The sequence below is a fragment of the Exiguobacterium sp. RM11 genome (assembly GCF_059821525.1).
This window is the reverse complement of the sequence record NZ_CM187558.1, coordinates 1,923,111-1,937,724: the sequence shown is the minus strand read 5'-3', so window position 1 is coordinate 1,937,724 and position 14,614 is coordinate 1,923,111. Positions and strand designations below refer to the sequence as shown.

Below are 14,614 nucleotides of genomic sequence, written 5' to 3'. Positions count from 1 at the left end.
TCATTGTTTGACAGGACGTGCGGTAAACAGTTGAAGTTGGTTGGAAACAGGTAACGTATTGATTTGTTCAAACACGCCTTCGTTATACGTCATGATCAGGCGTGATTTTTCGATATCATCGGTCTGGGTCCGGTTACCTGGTGCAAACTGGGCCTCTTTTGCACTTTGGGCTGGTAGTGGGCGGAACGTCCCCCGGAACGTATTGATTTCTAGTGGACCACGACTATAAAGACCACCTTTTATATTGATGATTGAGCCAACTGCGTACAGTTTACTCTTCTCCTCTGAGTCACTGTATAAAAATGCTTGGAGCGGTGTCGTCGCATCTTCAAATTCATTGATTCGATTTAACAGCACTTTTCCTTTCGCTAACAGAACGAGAGAGCTATTTTGGGATTGGCTGACCCCTGTGATGGAAGCACGGTCGATAAAGGCATCTTTCAGGGCGTATACAGTCGTATTGAACGCGACATTTCCTCGAATCGTAAGGTTTCCATTCACAATAAGTGGGCGACTAATTGTGATTGGACGTATCGCTTCGATGATGACGTCCCCATCGAATAAGAGCGGCACGTTAGAGCTCGCGACCGATTCACTAATAATGGTAGAAGCGGCGACGGGTGATGTGATGATTTTAAGAGAATCAATCGCATCAATCTGCTGTTTGTCGATATATTCCGTCAATCCGAGGTTGGGCTGCTCCAAGTAAGGAGGACTTGAGATTGCTGGTATCCGTCCGCTATTAAAAATGGAAGTGGCAGGCGCATCTTCGTAGCTTAGTTTCGTAGCAGATTGGAAGCGATTGACGTATTGAATAATCGAATAGTCGAAATTGAATGGTGAGAAGGATGAATCAATCTCGCCAATCTTTGGTTTTTCTCCTGCAATCGGTGTCGTGTCACTCGTGAAATATTCGTTTAACTCGCAACCATCACAAGTCGCTCCAGGTGCTAAATCGATTTTTCCGTCCAAATAAAATCGACTTGTCGAACTATTTTCAAGTGATTTCTTTGTTGAACCTAGTTGGTAGAATGCAGTTCGTTGAACGTTTAATTCATTCGTCGAAGCATCACTATTTCCGACAAAGATGTTTCCTGTGATTTTAGGTGGACCATTGACTGTCAGCTGCTCGTCAGACCCGAGTACGTAATACAAAAAAGATGGCAGGGCGGTCACATATACTTCTTGTGTGTACGTAGCCGTTTGTATTGGTTGCTCGGCTTTTGGGACTGTCGTGCCCGTTGCTGTCAGTGTGAGGACAGTTGTGAATGGGGCATCGGTTCGATCTGCAGTAGAGCGTTCAATCGAATAGACGACATCGTTATCTCCGGACAATTGGTTTCCGGTATATGATTGATTACTCACGAGTAACGAATTTATTTCGTCTTGAAAGGCTTGCTCCGATTTCATGTAATTAGGTACATCTGCTTCATCGTGAATCGGAAATGTTGTCTTTAAATCAGCAACTAGAAGATTTAACGTACTTTTGACGTCGGCATCGAGTTGTGTCTCGTCAACGCGAATGATGGTCTGTTTATTTGTCGCTAAGTTGACTTGGATGGCAGCAAGTGACAAGACGGCTAATGCCGCCATGGTCACGAGGACAAGAATGAGGACGTAACCTCGTTCATCTTGCTTCATAGGTACAAACTCCTTTTCAGAATGGGATGGCACTCTTGAATGTCTTCGTCTCAGATGGATCATTGGCTGGAGATAGTGTGATTGTCAGTTCAATCAAGCCAGACTTATAGTAGGATGGCTGATTGACTCTCGCTTCGACGGCACCGTCAACAATCGAAATGTCCATCGATTGGAGTACGACATCATTCGTAGAAGAAGAGAAGGAAGCAGCGGATAATGTTTTGCCGGTATCGAGATAGCCGCTTTCACGATACAAAATCCCATTCGCCGATACTTTCGGGTCATTTAAGACGTGAAACGTATAGACCCCATTACGTTCAGTCATCGCATCAAATTTTGTTTGGTTCAAGTCCTGCATGACCGAAGCAATCAAATAGTCCGCTTCTGCTCGAAGAGAACTAGAATCATTCGTCAAACGAAAGCCGAGCGTCCCAGATAAAAATACCGTGATGATAATTCCGGCGAAGATGGTGGAAATAACGAGCGCCAACAACAACTCAACAAGTGTGACACCTTCTTCAGGGCGTTGTAGCTTCTGGATTGCTCGTTTCAGGGAACTTTTCATGGAGGCTCGCATCGGTCACGACTCCTTTCAGCGTGATTGGTTGGAGTAACGTATCGGAATCAACGATGATGGTCACGTCCATAACGTTCGAAGAAGTTTGAACGGAATCAATGTCAATCGAATAATCGCGACCATTTATTGTGGTCGAACATAAATCACAAGTTCCATTCACATCTGTTTTCAACGCATCAAGAGAAAATGAAGTGTCAGACTCCTTCGCTCTGCGTTCAATCGTATGTAACGTGCTTTGTGCAATTTGATTTGCAACCGTTCGATCTAAATCAGAAGAGGTAATTTGAAGACTTTGCGAGAAGATACTCATCATGGCTCCTGCCAAGATAGAAACGACGATAATGGAGACGAGTACTTCAACGAGCGTAAACCCTTTTTGGTTATGCGACAAAACGTTGACCTCCTATTCAAAAAAAGTAAAACAATCGGTAAATAACGTATGGAATAATGAATAAATTGTTATTTTTTGTACAATACATATTATACTAAAGTTACACACTGAACGGATACATAGAATAGTAGACAGATGAAACATAGGGGGATTTTTACATGAAGCGGTATGGGATGCATCTTTTCATTCTGATCGGACTCGTTGCACTCGTGACGTTGCCGACCATCGGACTCGTCAATTACTTAGATGCGTCCGCCGAATCAAGCACTACATATACAGAAACAATAGTCGCGGGCGTCGATGTTTCGGGAATGACGAAGGAAGAGGCTGACGTTCGTCTCGATAACGCCATCAAAGATTTCAACACGATGCCGTTTTCGGTCAATCTGATGGACGGGACCGTCATTGAAATCGGAAAAGAAGTCGTGACGTTTGACGTACCGAACACGCTCGATGCCATCCCGGATGACGGTGAATACCCATTGTTGACCGCAATCGATGAGTCAAAAGTCGAACCTTATCTCGAAGGTCAACCTGTGACGATGACGATGATTGCCCCGGCCTTGATGGAAGCGGCATCGATGCTTGAGTCAACGGTCGCATTGGAACAAGTCGCGGCAGAGAGTGAAGTCGTTGCTTCATTTACCGTGAGCCCGACTCCGGCGATGCAGTCGGCGCTCGACCGAATGAACGGATTCGAGATGGCAGCAGGTGATATCTTTAGTCTCAAATCGTTCGGGGAAGACTTTGAGGCGCTCACGACACTTGGCTCTTCGTTTTATCGCATGTTCGCTGCCACGCCGTTCGCCATTCTTGAACGTGTGCCGCATGAGACGCTTCCGTCTGGTGTCGAACTTGGATATGACACGAAAGTGGACGCCCGCTCGAACTTTGCGGTGCAAAACCGTGAGAAGTCATCATACGCCATTCTCGTTTTGAATGAAGGGAATGCGGTGACCGTCCAATTACTCGGTCAACCGTTTGAATCGGCTTACGAGGCGCGAGTGGAAGAAGTGACGTCGGTTCCTTATCAAAAAGTCGTCCGTTTCTCTTCGTCACTTCCGGCAGGCAGCTCATCAGTCACACAATCTGGACAATCTGGCCAGTCAGGTAAGTTGTATCGCGTCAAAGTGACGGAAGAAGGAGAAACGATGGAGTTGCTCGGATTTGATTTTTATGCCCCGACACCGGAAATCGTGACGAAGAGCTCGGTCCCACTTCCGCCACCTGAACCGGTCGAACCGGTCATTCCAACATTCCCGGATGAAGAGGTGGAAGAAGACCCGACTTTTGACGATGAACTAAATGACGACTTTGAAGAACCGCCCGTATTTGAAGAAGACCCTGCAGATCAGGAGGCAGTCGGATGATTGGTTATATGATTTTACTTGGTTTTTGGGTATTGGCCACATTGACGTTATTCGCCTTGTCTGTCCCATCGATGAAGAAGCGTGAAACGAAATTACTCATCAGTGTCTGGACAGCACTTCTTTCAGCAGGAATTTACTACATGGTGACGGAGTCGTTGACGCAAGCATGGTGGGCGTGGTTCCTACTCCTTGTCATATTGATTGGTGGAGTGACGGCCAGTACTTTCGTCGAAGAGAGGGAAGTCGAGCAAGAGGAGGCTCCTCAGAGGATGGTGAAGTGACGTGAGACGAACGAAACGAAGACTCGGCGAGATGCTCATCGAGGCCGGACTCATAACGACGAGTCAGCTCGATGAAGCGCTCGAACAAAAACGCCCAGGTGAAAAGCTGGGGGACACACTCATTCGGTTGAACCACATTACCGAAACGCAATTGATTCAGATGATTCATGAACAACTCCATGTGCCGATTATCGAGCTGTATGCACAAGATATCAACGTGACCGTCACGAAACTCGTGCCGAAAGCATTGGCACAAAAACATGATGTCATGCCGTATCAATTGATTGGAAACACGCTTCATATTGCGACGGCCGACCCACTCGATTTGATTGCGATCGATGACGTTCGTTTGCAGACTGGGATGAATATCGAGATTGGTATTTCGACACGTGAACAGATTCGAAAGACAATCAGTCGTTATTATGAGATGGATCATTCACTCGTCGAGATTTTAAAGGAAGATGCACCGGATATGGATCGACAAGAAACGACTAGTCGGGACGATGCCCCAATCATTCGTCTCGTGAACCAAATCTTCTTGAGTGCAATCGATCAACGAGCATCAGATATCCATTTCGACCCACATGAGAAACAACTTCATGTCCGCTTTCGGATTGATGGAGATTTGCGTACGGAAACGATTTATCCGAAGAAAATTCAAAGTGTTATGCTGACACGCCTCAAAGTCATGAGTAACCTCGATATCACGGAAAGTCGTCTCCCACAAGATGGGCGGATTAAGTATACGTTACGCAATCGCGCCTATGACTTCCGTGTGTCGACGCTCCCAACGATGTACGGGGAGAAGATTGTAATTCGAGTGCTCGACTCGTCACAAGGGCTGACAGATTTGACGAAACTAGGATTCGGGGAACGAAACGAGCAAGCGTATCGCGAAATGCTCAAACGTCCGAACGGCATTATTCTCATCACTGGTCCGACCGGTTCAGGGAAGTCGTCGACTCTCTATGCCTCACTAGTAGAGTTGAATGACGAGACGAAAAACATCATCACGGTAGAAGACCCGGTCGAGTATCAGCTCGATGGGATCAATCAAGTTCAGGTCAACTCCAAAGTCGGTTTGACGTTCGCATCTGGTCTTCGTTCGATTTTACGACAAGACCCGAACATCGTCATGGTCGGGGAGATTCGTGATACCGAAACAGCCGAGATTGCCATTCGGGCCTCACTTACAGGACACCTCGTCCTATCTACACTACATACAAACTCGGCCATCAGTTCCATCACCCGTCTCGTCGATATGGGTGTCGAACCGTTCCTCGTCGCCGCTTCGACGACCGGGCTCGTCGCGCAACGTCTCGTACGACGCGTCTGTCGTGACTGTGGTCAGGCAGAACCGGTCTCAAAAAGTGAACAACGTCTCTTCGAGGCAGAAGGCATTCACATCGACCGAATTGTTCGTGGAAAAGGATGTTCTTCATGCAACTCGACAGGATACCGAGGGCGTCTCGCCATCCATGAAGTAATTCCAATCAACGAAGGATTACGACGGATGATTATGAACCAGGCGACCGAATCTGAGATGGTGGAATACGCGAAGTCACAAGGAGCGACGTTCTTACTGGCTGACGGACTAGAAAAAGTCGCAGCCGGGTTGACGACGACTGAAGAAATATTACGAACGGTCATTACGGAGAGTGCTTATGATTAATCAATCGATTGAAGTCATCTTGACGAATGCGGTCGAGCGACGCGCCTCAGACATTCATTTGACGGCAGGTTCGCCACCAATCATTAGGGTAGACGGGAGTCTCATCACGATGGGTGAGGAGAAAGTATTGCCTCATCATCTTGAAGCCTTTTTAAAAGAAATTATGACGGAGGATATGCGTGAACGGCTCGAGCATGAACGTGATCTCGACTTCTCGTTCGGGGTGCCGCGTGTCTCACGTTTCCGTGTCAACGCCTATTATCAGCGGGGAACGATTGCCATCGCATTCCGTTCCATTTCCGGGGAAATCCCGACATTAAATGAACTCAACTTGCCTACAGTGTTGAAGCGATTGATTGAAAAACCGCACGGTCTCATCCTCGTGACGGGGCCGACCGGGTCTGGGAAATCGACAACGCTTGCGGCGATGATTCACGAGATCAATCGGACGCAACGAAAGCGGATCATCACGTTAGAAGATCCGATCGAATATTTGCATTCCCACGACCAAAGCATCGTCGACCAACGCGAAATCGGCTCGGACGTCATGAAGTTCGTGAGCGGTCTACGAGCGGCTTTGCGCCAAGACCCGGATGTCATTTTGCTCGGGGAAATGCGTGACTTGGAAACGATTTCGACGGCGATGACAGCAGCCGAGACGGGGCACCTCGTCATGGCGACGCTCCATACATCGAGTGCGATGTCGACCGTGAGCCGAATCATCGATGCGTTCCCGGCCGAGCAGCAAGATCAAATCCGGACGCAGCTCGCGAACGTTTTGCTCGGGGTCGTCAGTCAACGATTGTTTCCACGAATCGATGTGCCGAAAGGTCGTGTCGCCGCGATGGAAATCATGCTAGGGAACCCGGCGGTCGCCAACTTGATTCGAAATGAAAAAGAGTTCCAGCTTCCGACCGTCATCCAGACGAGTCGCCAGCATGGGATGCAGTCGATGGATGCCGCGATTGAACAGCTCGTACGGCAAGGGATCATCAATCCGAACGCCGTCCCGACAGAAGAGATGAGGTGATGAGTGATGGCGATATTTCAGTACGAAGGAAAGCTCCTGAACGGGAAGCGCAAGAAAGGTCGCATCACGGCCGTCTCGCTTCGGGAGGCAAAAGATAAGTTACGCCAAGAATCGATTCTTGTGACGGACTTGTCCGAACTCGAGTCGACCGGCTTAAACAAAGAGGTCAACATCCTACCGGAACGGGTCAAAATCGAACATCTAATCATGTACGTCAGACAGTTCGCGACGCTCATCCGAGCAGGGGTGCCGATTGTCCGTGCGACGTCCATCTTGCGGGTACAGACCGAATCGAAAGTCTTGAAGAAGACACTCAGTCAAGTCGAGGATGACTTGAAAGAAGGGATTGCCTATTCCGAGGCGATCAAAAAACATCCACGCATCTTTTCGAACTTCTTCAGTTCGATGGCACTTGCCGGGGAGACGAGTGGGAACTTGGAGGAGGCGCTCGACCAGATCGGGCTCCAACTCCAGAAACAATATGATGTGAAGCGGAAAGTCATATCCGCCTTGACGTATCCGTTGGTCGTCTCGATTGTCGCCATCGGTGTCGTCGCTTTCTTGATGGTAAACGTCGTTCCGACGTTCGCGAGCATCTTCGGTCAACTCGGCGGTGAGCTTCCGCTCATCACGAGAATCGTCGTCGCCGTTTCAGACTTTATCGCGGCGTTCTGGTGGCTCTTACTCGCTATCGCCATACTCGGGGTGCTTGTGTTCACGTGGATGTTGAAGCGGGACCGAGAACGATTCGTCATCGACCGCTTGCTGCTCAAGATGCCGATTTTCGGACCGATTGTGACGAAGTCGCAAATCGCGCTACTGACGCGAAGCTTGGCCGTCCTGTTACAGGCAGCGGTTCCGATTTTAACAGCCATCGAGATCACGGAACGTATCGTGTCGAACCGCGTCATCCGAAAAGGATTGACGGAGGCACGGGAAATGATGGCACAAGGGATCCCGCTCCACGAACCGCTCATGCGCAACTCGAACTTCCCACCACTCATGACGCAAATGATTGCGGTCGGGGAAGAAAGCGGGGATTTGGATTCGATGTTAAACGAAGTCGCCGAGTTTTATGAGACAGAGGTCGAGACGACGACGGATCGACTCAAGTCGATTATCGAGCCACTTCTCATCGTTGTCCTAGCGAGTGTCGTCGGGGTGATTGTCATCTCGATTGTCGTTCCGATGTTCCAAATCTATGGCGATATTCAAAATCAGTAAACGGAATATGCAGAGTTTTGAAAATATACCTTTTCAATACTTTATTTAGAAGGTATAGTAAAATTGTTCTACTTCTAGTTTAGGTCTTTCGTAATAAATCTAGCTTACATGCAGCACAACACACAAAAGGGGAGAATGAATCATGGTAGAGAAGTTGAAAATGATTTGGCAAGATGCCAAACAATTAAAAGATGAGCGTGGACTTACACTCGTCGAGTTGCTCGTTGTCGTTGTTATTTTAGGAATTATCGCAGCCATCGCGGTTGTTGCGATTGGTGGGATTATCGAGAACTCGAAAAAGGATGCAATGGTTGCTGATGCAAAACAAATGGTCAGTGCGGCAAAATTGTATACTGCATCGAATCCTGTACTAGACAAAACGCGTTTAGACTTCAAAGTAAAAACTGATACTGCTGCTGCGGGGACTACACCGCGAATTGTAGGAACTCAATCATATATTAGTGATATGAAAGATCCGTTTGGCGGAAGTGCTTATTCAGTAGCTACAGTAGACATAACTGAAAGTAGCGGGACATACACTTATACTGTTAATTTGACAGGATCTAAGTTCAAATTTGTAGATAAAGGCGAAAGTTCTCTTAATAAAGAAAGTGGTAATTTAGCAACTGCTCCATAATTCCCTCCGGCTGGCGCTGGGCACTCGCTCAGCCTAGCCGGTTTTCTGTTTTTGGCATATACTGACAAAAGGAGGATCCTCCCTTGATCGAATTGATTGGATTCTTATATAGCATCGTCCTCGGGGCGGTTATCACGTCGTTCACGAACGTCGTCGGGCTCCGCGTGCCACGCAATCAATCTATCGTGACACCGCGCTCACATTGTCCGTCTTGCGGTCACGAATTGTCACCGTGGGAACTCATCCCGATTTTCGGCTATCTCGCCCTTCGTGGGAGATGCCGTGGGTGTGGCGAGCGGATCGCGCCGACGTATCCGATCTTTGAATTGCTCGGAGCTATCGGATATGGCTATAGCTTTACACTTTACGGATTTAGTATGACGACGCTCCTCGCGTTCGCCTTCTTATCGACGTTGTTGGCCCTCGCCGTATCTGATCTATCAACGATGCTCGTGCCGAACGTCATCTTGCGGATCACGGCACCGATATTACTCGTCCTTACATACGTCACAGGAGCCACGTGGTGGTCACCGCTTGCTGGGGCGCTTCTCGGATTTTCTCTTTTAGCGACCGTCTTTTTCGTCTCAAAAGGGGGACTTGGGGCAGGGGACGTCAAATTGTTTACTATGATCGGTCTCGTGCTCGGTCCTCGAGATGTCCTCGTCGCTTTGTTCTTGTCGAGCTTGATTGGAGCGGTTGTCGGAGTGGGCTTGATCGCCTCAAAGAAAATTGGACGAAAACAACCGATTCCGTTCGTGCCATCGATCGCGCTCGGGACGATGTTGACGTTTTGGTTTAGTGAAAGCTTTTTTGATTGGTATTTTGAGTTGATGTAGGGGGAAAACGATCATGAGTCGTGGGATAGAGAAAGGGACGGTCACCTATTTTTCGTTTGATGCACTCAGCATCCACGGTGCCGTCATCAAACAAGGTGTGTTCAAACGAAGCGCCTCGGTTCAGTTGGCAAAAGATGCGTATGGCGAAGGAAAGATTCTCGATGAGACGGCGTTCAGTCTCGCCTTCGACGAACTCTGTCGTAAATTGAAAGTTCGTCGCGGAATGACGTGCGCGGTCGCATTGGATGAGACGGAAGTGTTGTCACGGAAAGTCGAGATTCCTTCTACGATTCCGAAGGATGAGATTCGTGGCTACTTGTTCATGGAAATCGGCAGTTCCATCATCTTACCGTTCGATGATGTGTCGTTCGATTATGAAGTGTTAGGCGAAGACGGGGTCAAGACGGACGTCATGCTTCATGCCGTATCGATTGAGCTGACGAAGTCGCTGCGCTCGTACATGAAAAAACGTGGTCTCGCTTTGAAGAAAATCACGCCACGCTCTGTCGCGGTCGCGAACGGTGTCATGCGTTTATCGGAGATCGATTCACTTCAGTCGACACTGATTTGGCATGTGACCCCGTTCTCGCATCAATTGTTGGTGTTAGAAGAAGGACAGATTCGCTTCATTCGTTCGATTGAGTCAGACCTCCCGTACCAAGTCGGGACGAAAGACGGCGTCGTGACGTATACATACAACGGGACGGATGAGATGAAAGCGAACCAGATGGATGACTGGTTGAACGAACTCGCCCGATTCCTTGATTTCTATCGTTACTCGCTACGGACGGATGGTCGTGCCATCGACCACTTGTACGTCTCGGGTACAGTATCTGAAGTGGATGACCTCGTCCGCATGATTCAAGCCGAATCTCTCGTCTCCGTGACTCGAGTCGAACAACCGCTCGCGATTGCCCATGGGACACCGCTATCGCATCAGATGCTTCCTTTACTCGGGATGGCGACCCTTCAACGGGACCAGGATACGAACTTTATCAACTCGACCGATGTGACGCTCCGTTGGCCAATCGTGACGGGACTTGTCGCACTTCTCCTCGGAGGAGGCGCTGCCGGTTACCTTTACTATGAGGTGGGGCAATTGGAAGCAGAACAAGCACGTATTGAAGAGGAACTCCAACTTGTTGAAATCTATCAAACGGAACAAGTGAACTCGAAAGCACAACAAGTGCTCTCGCTCGACCAGACCGTGACGGCGTTGACGGACATGGAGAAAGATGCGGTGCCGGCACTTCGGGCGCTGACCGAACAATTGCCTCCGACGGGTTACGTGTTGACGTATAACTACGCGGACGGATCGATTATGAGCGTGCGGACACAATTTGAGACGCTTGAAGATTTGAACGCCTTCCAACGTTCGCTTATGACCGATGAACGCTTCCTTGACGTGAAGCTTCTCGGCGTGACGACCGAATTGAAGTCGGCAGAAGAGGAAGAAGAGAGTTCATTCGAAGAAGACCCCCTTCCACGCTACATCGGAGAGTTCACGTTCATGTTCCAAGACGTGGAGGAAGAATTGACTGAAGAAGAGGAAGCAGATGCGGAGGTGGTGAGTCAATGAAGCGTTCGACAATTTATGCGTTATTTGCGATTTGCCTCCTCGCAGCCATCATAGCTCCGGCTTACTTCGGTTATACGTACTTCATCAAACAAGGAGAAGTCGAAGCGCTCGAGCGAGACCTCTCGCTCGAACGGACGAAGCTTGAACTGTTGCGTCAAGAAGGGAAAGCCGTAGACGTGGCAGACTCACAAACGCTCCAGACACGCGTTCCGACGGCACCTGCACTCGATACGGTCGTCGAGGCGTTGTCTCAGGCAAGCTTATTAGCTGGCGTCGATGTCACAAGTATCGCGTTCGCCGATGGGCTAGTAGCTGAGTCTGAGGTACCTGAGACAGTCGAGCCGTTCAATCCGGCCGACGTCAGTGAGACGAATGAACCGGCTGAACCGACGGACGTCGCACCGGTCAATGCCTCGACAATTCGTTCGACCGTGACCCTTCAGGCCGAAACGTATGATGCCCTCGTCTCGTTCTTGGAATCGATTGAGTCGATGAACCGCATCCATGTGTTGCGGACGGTCCAGTTCACGGGACCAGCCGAGACGGGACCAAATACGGTCGAAGAAGTACAGGCGCTTGATTTTACGGTCGAGCTGGATGCCTTCTATCGTCCAGACCTCGATCAGCTCGTACCAGATCGTTACATCCCGGAACCGGCTTTCGAACAGAAGGATATTCCAGTCTACGACTATACGACACCATGAATTGACACGTCCCTTCAAAAAATGAAGGGGCGTTTTTTTCGACCCGAGTGATTGTGTTTACGACCCGTGTTGCCTACAATCAACAGAGAAGTGTGAAACTGCAAGGAAGCCCGTTTTAGAAGAAGAGAAGGAGTCGATACAATGAATTCAACACAGAAGCGTGTCATTCTCGCCTCGATGTCACCACGACGTACGGAGTTACTGCGTAAAGCGGGAATCGAGCATGAGGTCATCCCATCGAACGTGACGGAAGGAACGGACGGCAAGGAGTCCCCGAGCGATTACGTTGCCCGTCTCGCTCGTGAGAAAGCGATGGATGTGGCACGTGATCATCGAGATGCTATCGTGATCGGCGCGGATACGGTCGTCGTCTTAGACGGCGTCATCTTGGAGAAGCCAGCGGACCGTGAGGATGCGAAACGGATGCTCGAACGCTTATCCGGCTCGACCCATGAAGTGCTCACAGGCGTGAGCATCATCGGTGCGACGCAGGACTTGTTCGTCACGACGACGCATGTGACATTCGATGTGATTCCGGAGAGTTGGATGGAAGATTACCTTGATTCCACAGAACCGTACGACAAGGCGGGAGCATACGGCATCCAAGGGTCGGGTGGTCTTTTCGTTGAGAAAATCGAAGGTGATTTTTATAACGTCGTCGGCTTGCCGATTCATCCGCTTGTCAAGACGCTCGACCGGCATGGGGTGACGCCTCGCTTCCTGTGAATGCCTTGAAAGTAGGTGAAGGAATGACCATGGTGATTGACCGTAGTGTAGAGACCGCCATCGCCAGATTGCTTCAAATCGGAGGGCGGGGACCGGACCCGATGGAGACGGCACGCCGTATCTCGGACGTGTATCCGACGTTACGGGCGCTGTCACAGGCGTCCGTCCATGACTTGTGCAAAATCGAAGGGATGACGAAGAAGAAGGCGGAGCAACTCCTGGCCGCATTCACGATTGGGATTCGATACGTCGAAGAACCGAAAGCGAGTATGCCGACGATTCGGTCGCCGCAAGATGCGTATGAGTTGTTGCGGGATGAATTGCGGCTTTTGAATCAGGAGCATTTCGTTTGTCTGTATCTCAACACGAAAAATCAACTGATTGCCCAGAAGACGCTCTTTGTTGGTGGACTTAATTCGTCAATCGTGCATCCGCGTGACGTGTTCCGCGAAGCGCTCAAGTTGTCTGCGGCGTGCTTTATCGCTGTGCATAATCATCCGAGTGGGGACGCGACGCCGAGTCGAGAAGACATCGAAGTGTCCGAGCGGTTGGTCGAAGCAGGGAACATCGTCGGCATCGCCTGTCTCGATCACGTCATCATTGGGGAAGACCATTACGTCAGTATGAAGCAGCGAGGATATATGAATGGGTGAGAAGTGGGAAGCAGGCATCGGGATGTCTGCTTTTTTATTTTGTTGTCTTATAGAATGACGACACCTCTTTATTTTTTGTATATAGTTGGAAAATGATGAAGGAAGATGTAAAATTTGAAGAGGGCAGAAATGATCATGCATTACTTTGCGCACAGGAGGTGTCTAATTTGTCGCAAATCACGATATGGAATGTGATTGGATGGGGATTTCTTATTTTCTTAGCAGTCAGTAAATCCTTTTTTGATGAGCAATTGTCCTTGATTACGACGGGACTGGGCGGATTGATTTGTTTGATGTTAAGTTTGTGGATGATTAATTCCGGTGGAGAAGAGTCACCACAACATTCGAATGAAAGACATGAATGAATAGTGATATCTAAACTAAAATTTGGCTAAAAATTAGATAAAGAATGAAATTGAGAAGAGCGGTGTTGGAATATGAATGTATTGCCGGAAGATGAATTAAAAGAAACCCTTCGGATGATGAAAGATGGAAATCTGACGTATTACGAAAAAAATAAAGAAGCCATTCTCACAAGTATGGTTCAGCATATCGGATCACCGGACGGCGAACTCCGTGATCGACTCATATACACAATGTTCTTTCGCCTCATCGTTGAACAAAAAGACATCGAAATTGACAAGATGAGTGAGCTACTTGAAACGTCCGTGGAGTCTCTTTTATTTCATGGGATAGAGAAAATGAAGTCGGACGACGTTTTCACGAGAGCGTTCACGACCTTACTGATGGCATTGATCCTCCATCGAGATATAGAAGAGAATTTTTTGACAGAGGAGCAGTTCAAGCGTACAAAGACTGCTCTTATTCAATACTTAACATTAGAGAAAGACACAAGAGGATACGTAAATGGGAATGGGTGGGCCCACTCGATCGCCCACGCTGCAGATGCGGTAGACGAGCTCATCGCAAATCCCAAACTCAAGCCAAAGTCATTTCCTGAACTGTTCAATATCATCATCGTACAAATCATGCGTTCTGACATATTGGCGCATGATGAGGAGGAACGTCTCATCAACCCGCTCCTTCGATTACTCGATCGTGGGATGGATATCGGAGCTGTTCGTCGCAAGCTAGAAAGTTTGCCGCAGGATGTTGCGAATCTCAAGCCACACCTTGATGATGAACGATACTGGTACGTTGTTCATAACGTGAAAACATTTTTAAAAGGTCTGTACATCCGATTAAACGAAGACCATCTTCACGTTTCCTTGCAACAAACTACCTTGCATACGTTAAAGAAACTATGACTAAGAAAAGAAATATACAATTTCC

At 48.6% G+C, this 14,614-nt stretch carries 16 protein-coding genes; 13 read left to right on the top strand and 3 right to left on the bottom strand.

Annotation, left to right across the window (positions count from 1 at the left end; translation table 11 throughout):
- Genes AC5LIL_RS10100 through AC5LIL_RS10090 form a run of 3 tightly spaced genes read right to left on the bottom strand, consistent with a single transcriptional unit; the run spans window position 1 to window position 2,609 of the window.
- Window positions 1-1,641, bottom strand: a complete 1,641-nt coding sequence (locus tag AC5LIL_RS10100) for a hypothetical protein (protein WP_499824032.1) — start codon at window positions 1,639-1,641, stop codon at window positions 1-3.
- Window positions 1,642-1,657: 16 nt separating this feature from the next.
- On the bottom strand, window positions 1,658-2,218 hold the full coding sequence (locus AC5LIL_RS10095; protein WP_499824031.1) for a PilW family protein: 561 nt from the start codon (window positions 2,216-2,218) through the stop codon (window positions 1,658-1,660).
- Window positions 2,160-2,609 carry a prepilin-type N-terminal cleavage/methylation domain-containing protein gene (locus AC5LIL_RS10090; RefSeq protein ID WP_499824030.1) on the bottom strand — a complete coding sequence of 150 codons (450 nt, stop codon included), beginning with the start codon at window positions 2,607-2,609 and terminating at the stop codon, window positions 2,160-2,162. The genes AC5LIL_RS10095 and AC5LIL_RS10090 overlap by 59 nt, the downstream gene beginning before the upstream one ends.
- Window positions 2,610-2,767: 158 nt before the next feature.
- Here AC5LIL_RS10090 and AC5LIL_RS10085 point away from each other — a divergent pair, with 158 nt between their 5' ends.
- From AC5LIL_RS10085 to AC5LIL_RS10025, 13 genes are all read left to right on the top strand, one after another.
- Complete coding sequence (locus AC5LIL_RS10085) at window positions 2,768-3,979, top strand: G5 domain-containing protein (RefSeq protein ID WP_499824029.1); 1,212 nt, start codon at window positions 2,768-2,770, stop codon at window positions 3,977-3,979.
- Complete coding sequence (locus AC5LIL_RS10080; RefSeq protein ID WP_499824028.1) at window positions 3,976-4,260, top strand: hypothetical protein; 285 nt, start codon at window positions 3,976-3,978, stop codon at window positions 4,258-4,260. Before AC5LIL_RS10085 ends, AC5LIL_RS10080 begins: the two co-directional genes overlap by 4 nt.
- Window position 4,261: 1 nt before the next feature.
- Window positions 4,262-5,932, top strand: a complete 1,671-nt coding sequence (locus AC5LIL_RS10075) for a GspE/PulE family protein (RefSeq protein WP_499824027.1) — start codon at window positions 4,262-4,264, stop codon at window positions 5,930-5,932.
- The gene (locus AC5LIL_RS10070; RefSeq protein WP_499824026.1) at window positions 5,925-6,962 is read left to right on the top strand and encodes a type IV pilus twitching motility protein PilT; all 1,038 of its coding nucleotides are present in this window, start codon (window positions 5,925-5,927) and stop codon (window positions 6,960-6,962) included. The genes AC5LIL_RS10075 and AC5LIL_RS10070 overlap by 8 nt, the downstream gene beginning before the upstream one ends.
- A 6-nt stretch (window positions 6,963-6,968) precedes the next feature.
- Complete coding sequence (locus AC5LIL_RS10065) at window positions 6,969-8,186, top strand: type II secretion system F family protein (protein ID WP_499824025.1); 1,218 nt, start codon at window positions 6,969-6,971, stop codon at window positions 8,184-8,186.
- A gap of 142 nt (window positions 8,187-8,328) precedes the next feature.
- Complete coding sequence (locus AC5LIL_RS10060) at window positions 8,329-8,823, top strand: prepilin-type N-terminal cleavage/methylation domain-containing protein (protein WP_499824024.1); 495 nt, start codon at window positions 8,329-8,331, stop codon at window positions 8,821-8,823.
- Between the two features lie 83 nt (window positions 8,824-8,906).
- Window positions 8,907-9,659, top strand: coding sequence for a prepilin peptidase (locus AC5LIL_RS10055; RefSeq protein ID WP_499824023.1), 753 nt, complete (start codon window positions 8,907-8,909; stop codon window positions 9,657-9,659).
- 13 nt (window positions 9,660-9,672) lie between these two features.
- Window positions 9,673-11,238, top strand: coding sequence for a pilus assembly protein PilM (gene pilM, locus AC5LIL_RS10050; RefSeq protein ID WP_499824022.1), 1,566 nt, complete (start codon window positions 9,673-9,675; stop codon window positions 11,236-11,238).
- Complete coding sequence (locus AC5LIL_RS10045; RefSeq protein WP_499824021.1) at window positions 11,235-11,942, top strand: hypothetical protein; 708 nt, start codon at window positions 11,235-11,237, stop codon at window positions 11,940-11,942. Before pilM ends, AC5LIL_RS10045 begins: the two co-directional genes overlap by 4 nt.
- A gap of 141 nt (window positions 11,943-12,083) precedes the next feature.
- Complete coding sequence (locus AC5LIL_RS10040) at window positions 12,084-12,668, top strand: Maf family protein (protein ID WP_271305096.1); 585 nt, start codon at window positions 12,084-12,086, stop codon at window positions 12,666-12,668.
- A gap of 23 nt (window positions 12,669-12,691) precedes the next feature.
- Window positions 12,692-13,321, top strand: coding sequence for a RadC family protein (gene radC, locus AC5LIL_RS10035; protein WP_499824020.1), 630 nt, complete (start codon window positions 12,692-12,694; stop codon window positions 13,319-13,321).
- 167 nt (window positions 13,322-13,488) lie between these two features.
- Complete coding sequence (locus AC5LIL_RS10030) at window positions 13,489-13,686, top strand: hypothetical protein (protein ID WP_499824019.1); 198 nt, start codon at window positions 13,489-13,491, stop codon at window positions 13,684-13,686.
- A 72-nt stretch (window positions 13,687-13,758) separates the two neighbouring features.
- On the top strand, window positions 13,759-14,589 hold the full coding sequence (locus tag AC5LIL_RS10025) for a DUF2785 domain-containing protein (protein ID WP_499824018.1): 831 nt from the start codon (window positions 13,759-13,761) through the stop codon (window positions 14,587-14,589).
- Window positions 14,590-14,614 lie beyond the last annotated feature (25 nt).

Bases quoted from the DNA above. Each gene is read 5' to 3' on its own strand.
- AC5LIL_RS10065 (WP_499824025.1), top strand. From the start codon at position 6,969: ATGGCGATATTTCAGTACGAAGGAAAGCTCCTGAACGGGAAGCGCAAG.
- AC5LIL_RS10040 (WP_271305096.1), top strand. From the start codon at position 12,084: ATGAATTCAACACAGAAGCGTGTCATTCTCGCCTCGATGTCACCACGA.
- AC5LIL_RS10100 (WP_499824032.1), bottom strand. From the start codon at position 1,641: ATGAAGCAAGATGAACGAGGTTACGTCCTCATTCTTGTCCTCGTGACC.
- AC5LIL_RS10045 (WP_499824021.1), top strand. From the start codon at position 11,235: ATGAAGCGTTCGACAATTTATGCGTTATTTGCGATTTGCCTCCTCGCA.
- AC5LIL_RS10060 (WP_499824024.1), top strand. From the start codon at position 8,329: ATGGTAGAGAAGTTGAAAATGATTTGGCAAGATGCCAAACAATTAAAA.
- AC5LIL_RS10085 (WP_499824029.1), top strand. From the start codon at position 2,768: ATGAAGCGGTATGGGATGCATCTTTTCATTCTGATCGGACTCGTTGCA.
- AC5LIL_RS10080 (WP_499824028.1), top strand. From the start codon at position 3,976: ATGATTGGTTATATGATTTTACTTGGTTTTTGGGTATTGGCCACATTG.
- radC (WP_499824020.1), top strand. From the start codon at position 12,692: ATGACCATGGTGATTGACCGTAGTGTAGAGACCGCCATCGCCAGATTG.
- pilM (WP_499824022.1), top strand. From the start codon at position 9,673: ATGAGTCGTGGGATAGAGAAAGGGACGGTCACCTATTTTTCGTTTGAT.
- AC5LIL_RS10095 (WP_499824031.1), bottom strand. From the start codon at position 2,218: ATGCGAGCCTCCATGAAAAGTTCCCTGAAACGAGCAATCCAGAAGCTA.
- AC5LIL_RS10070 (WP_499824026.1), top strand. From the start codon at position 5,925: ATGATTAATCAATCGATTGAAGTCATCTTGACGAATGCGGTCGAGCGA.
- AC5LIL_RS10025 (WP_499824018.1), top strand. From the start codon at position 13,759: ATGAATGTATTGCCGGAAGATGAATTAAAAGAAACCCTTCGGATGATG.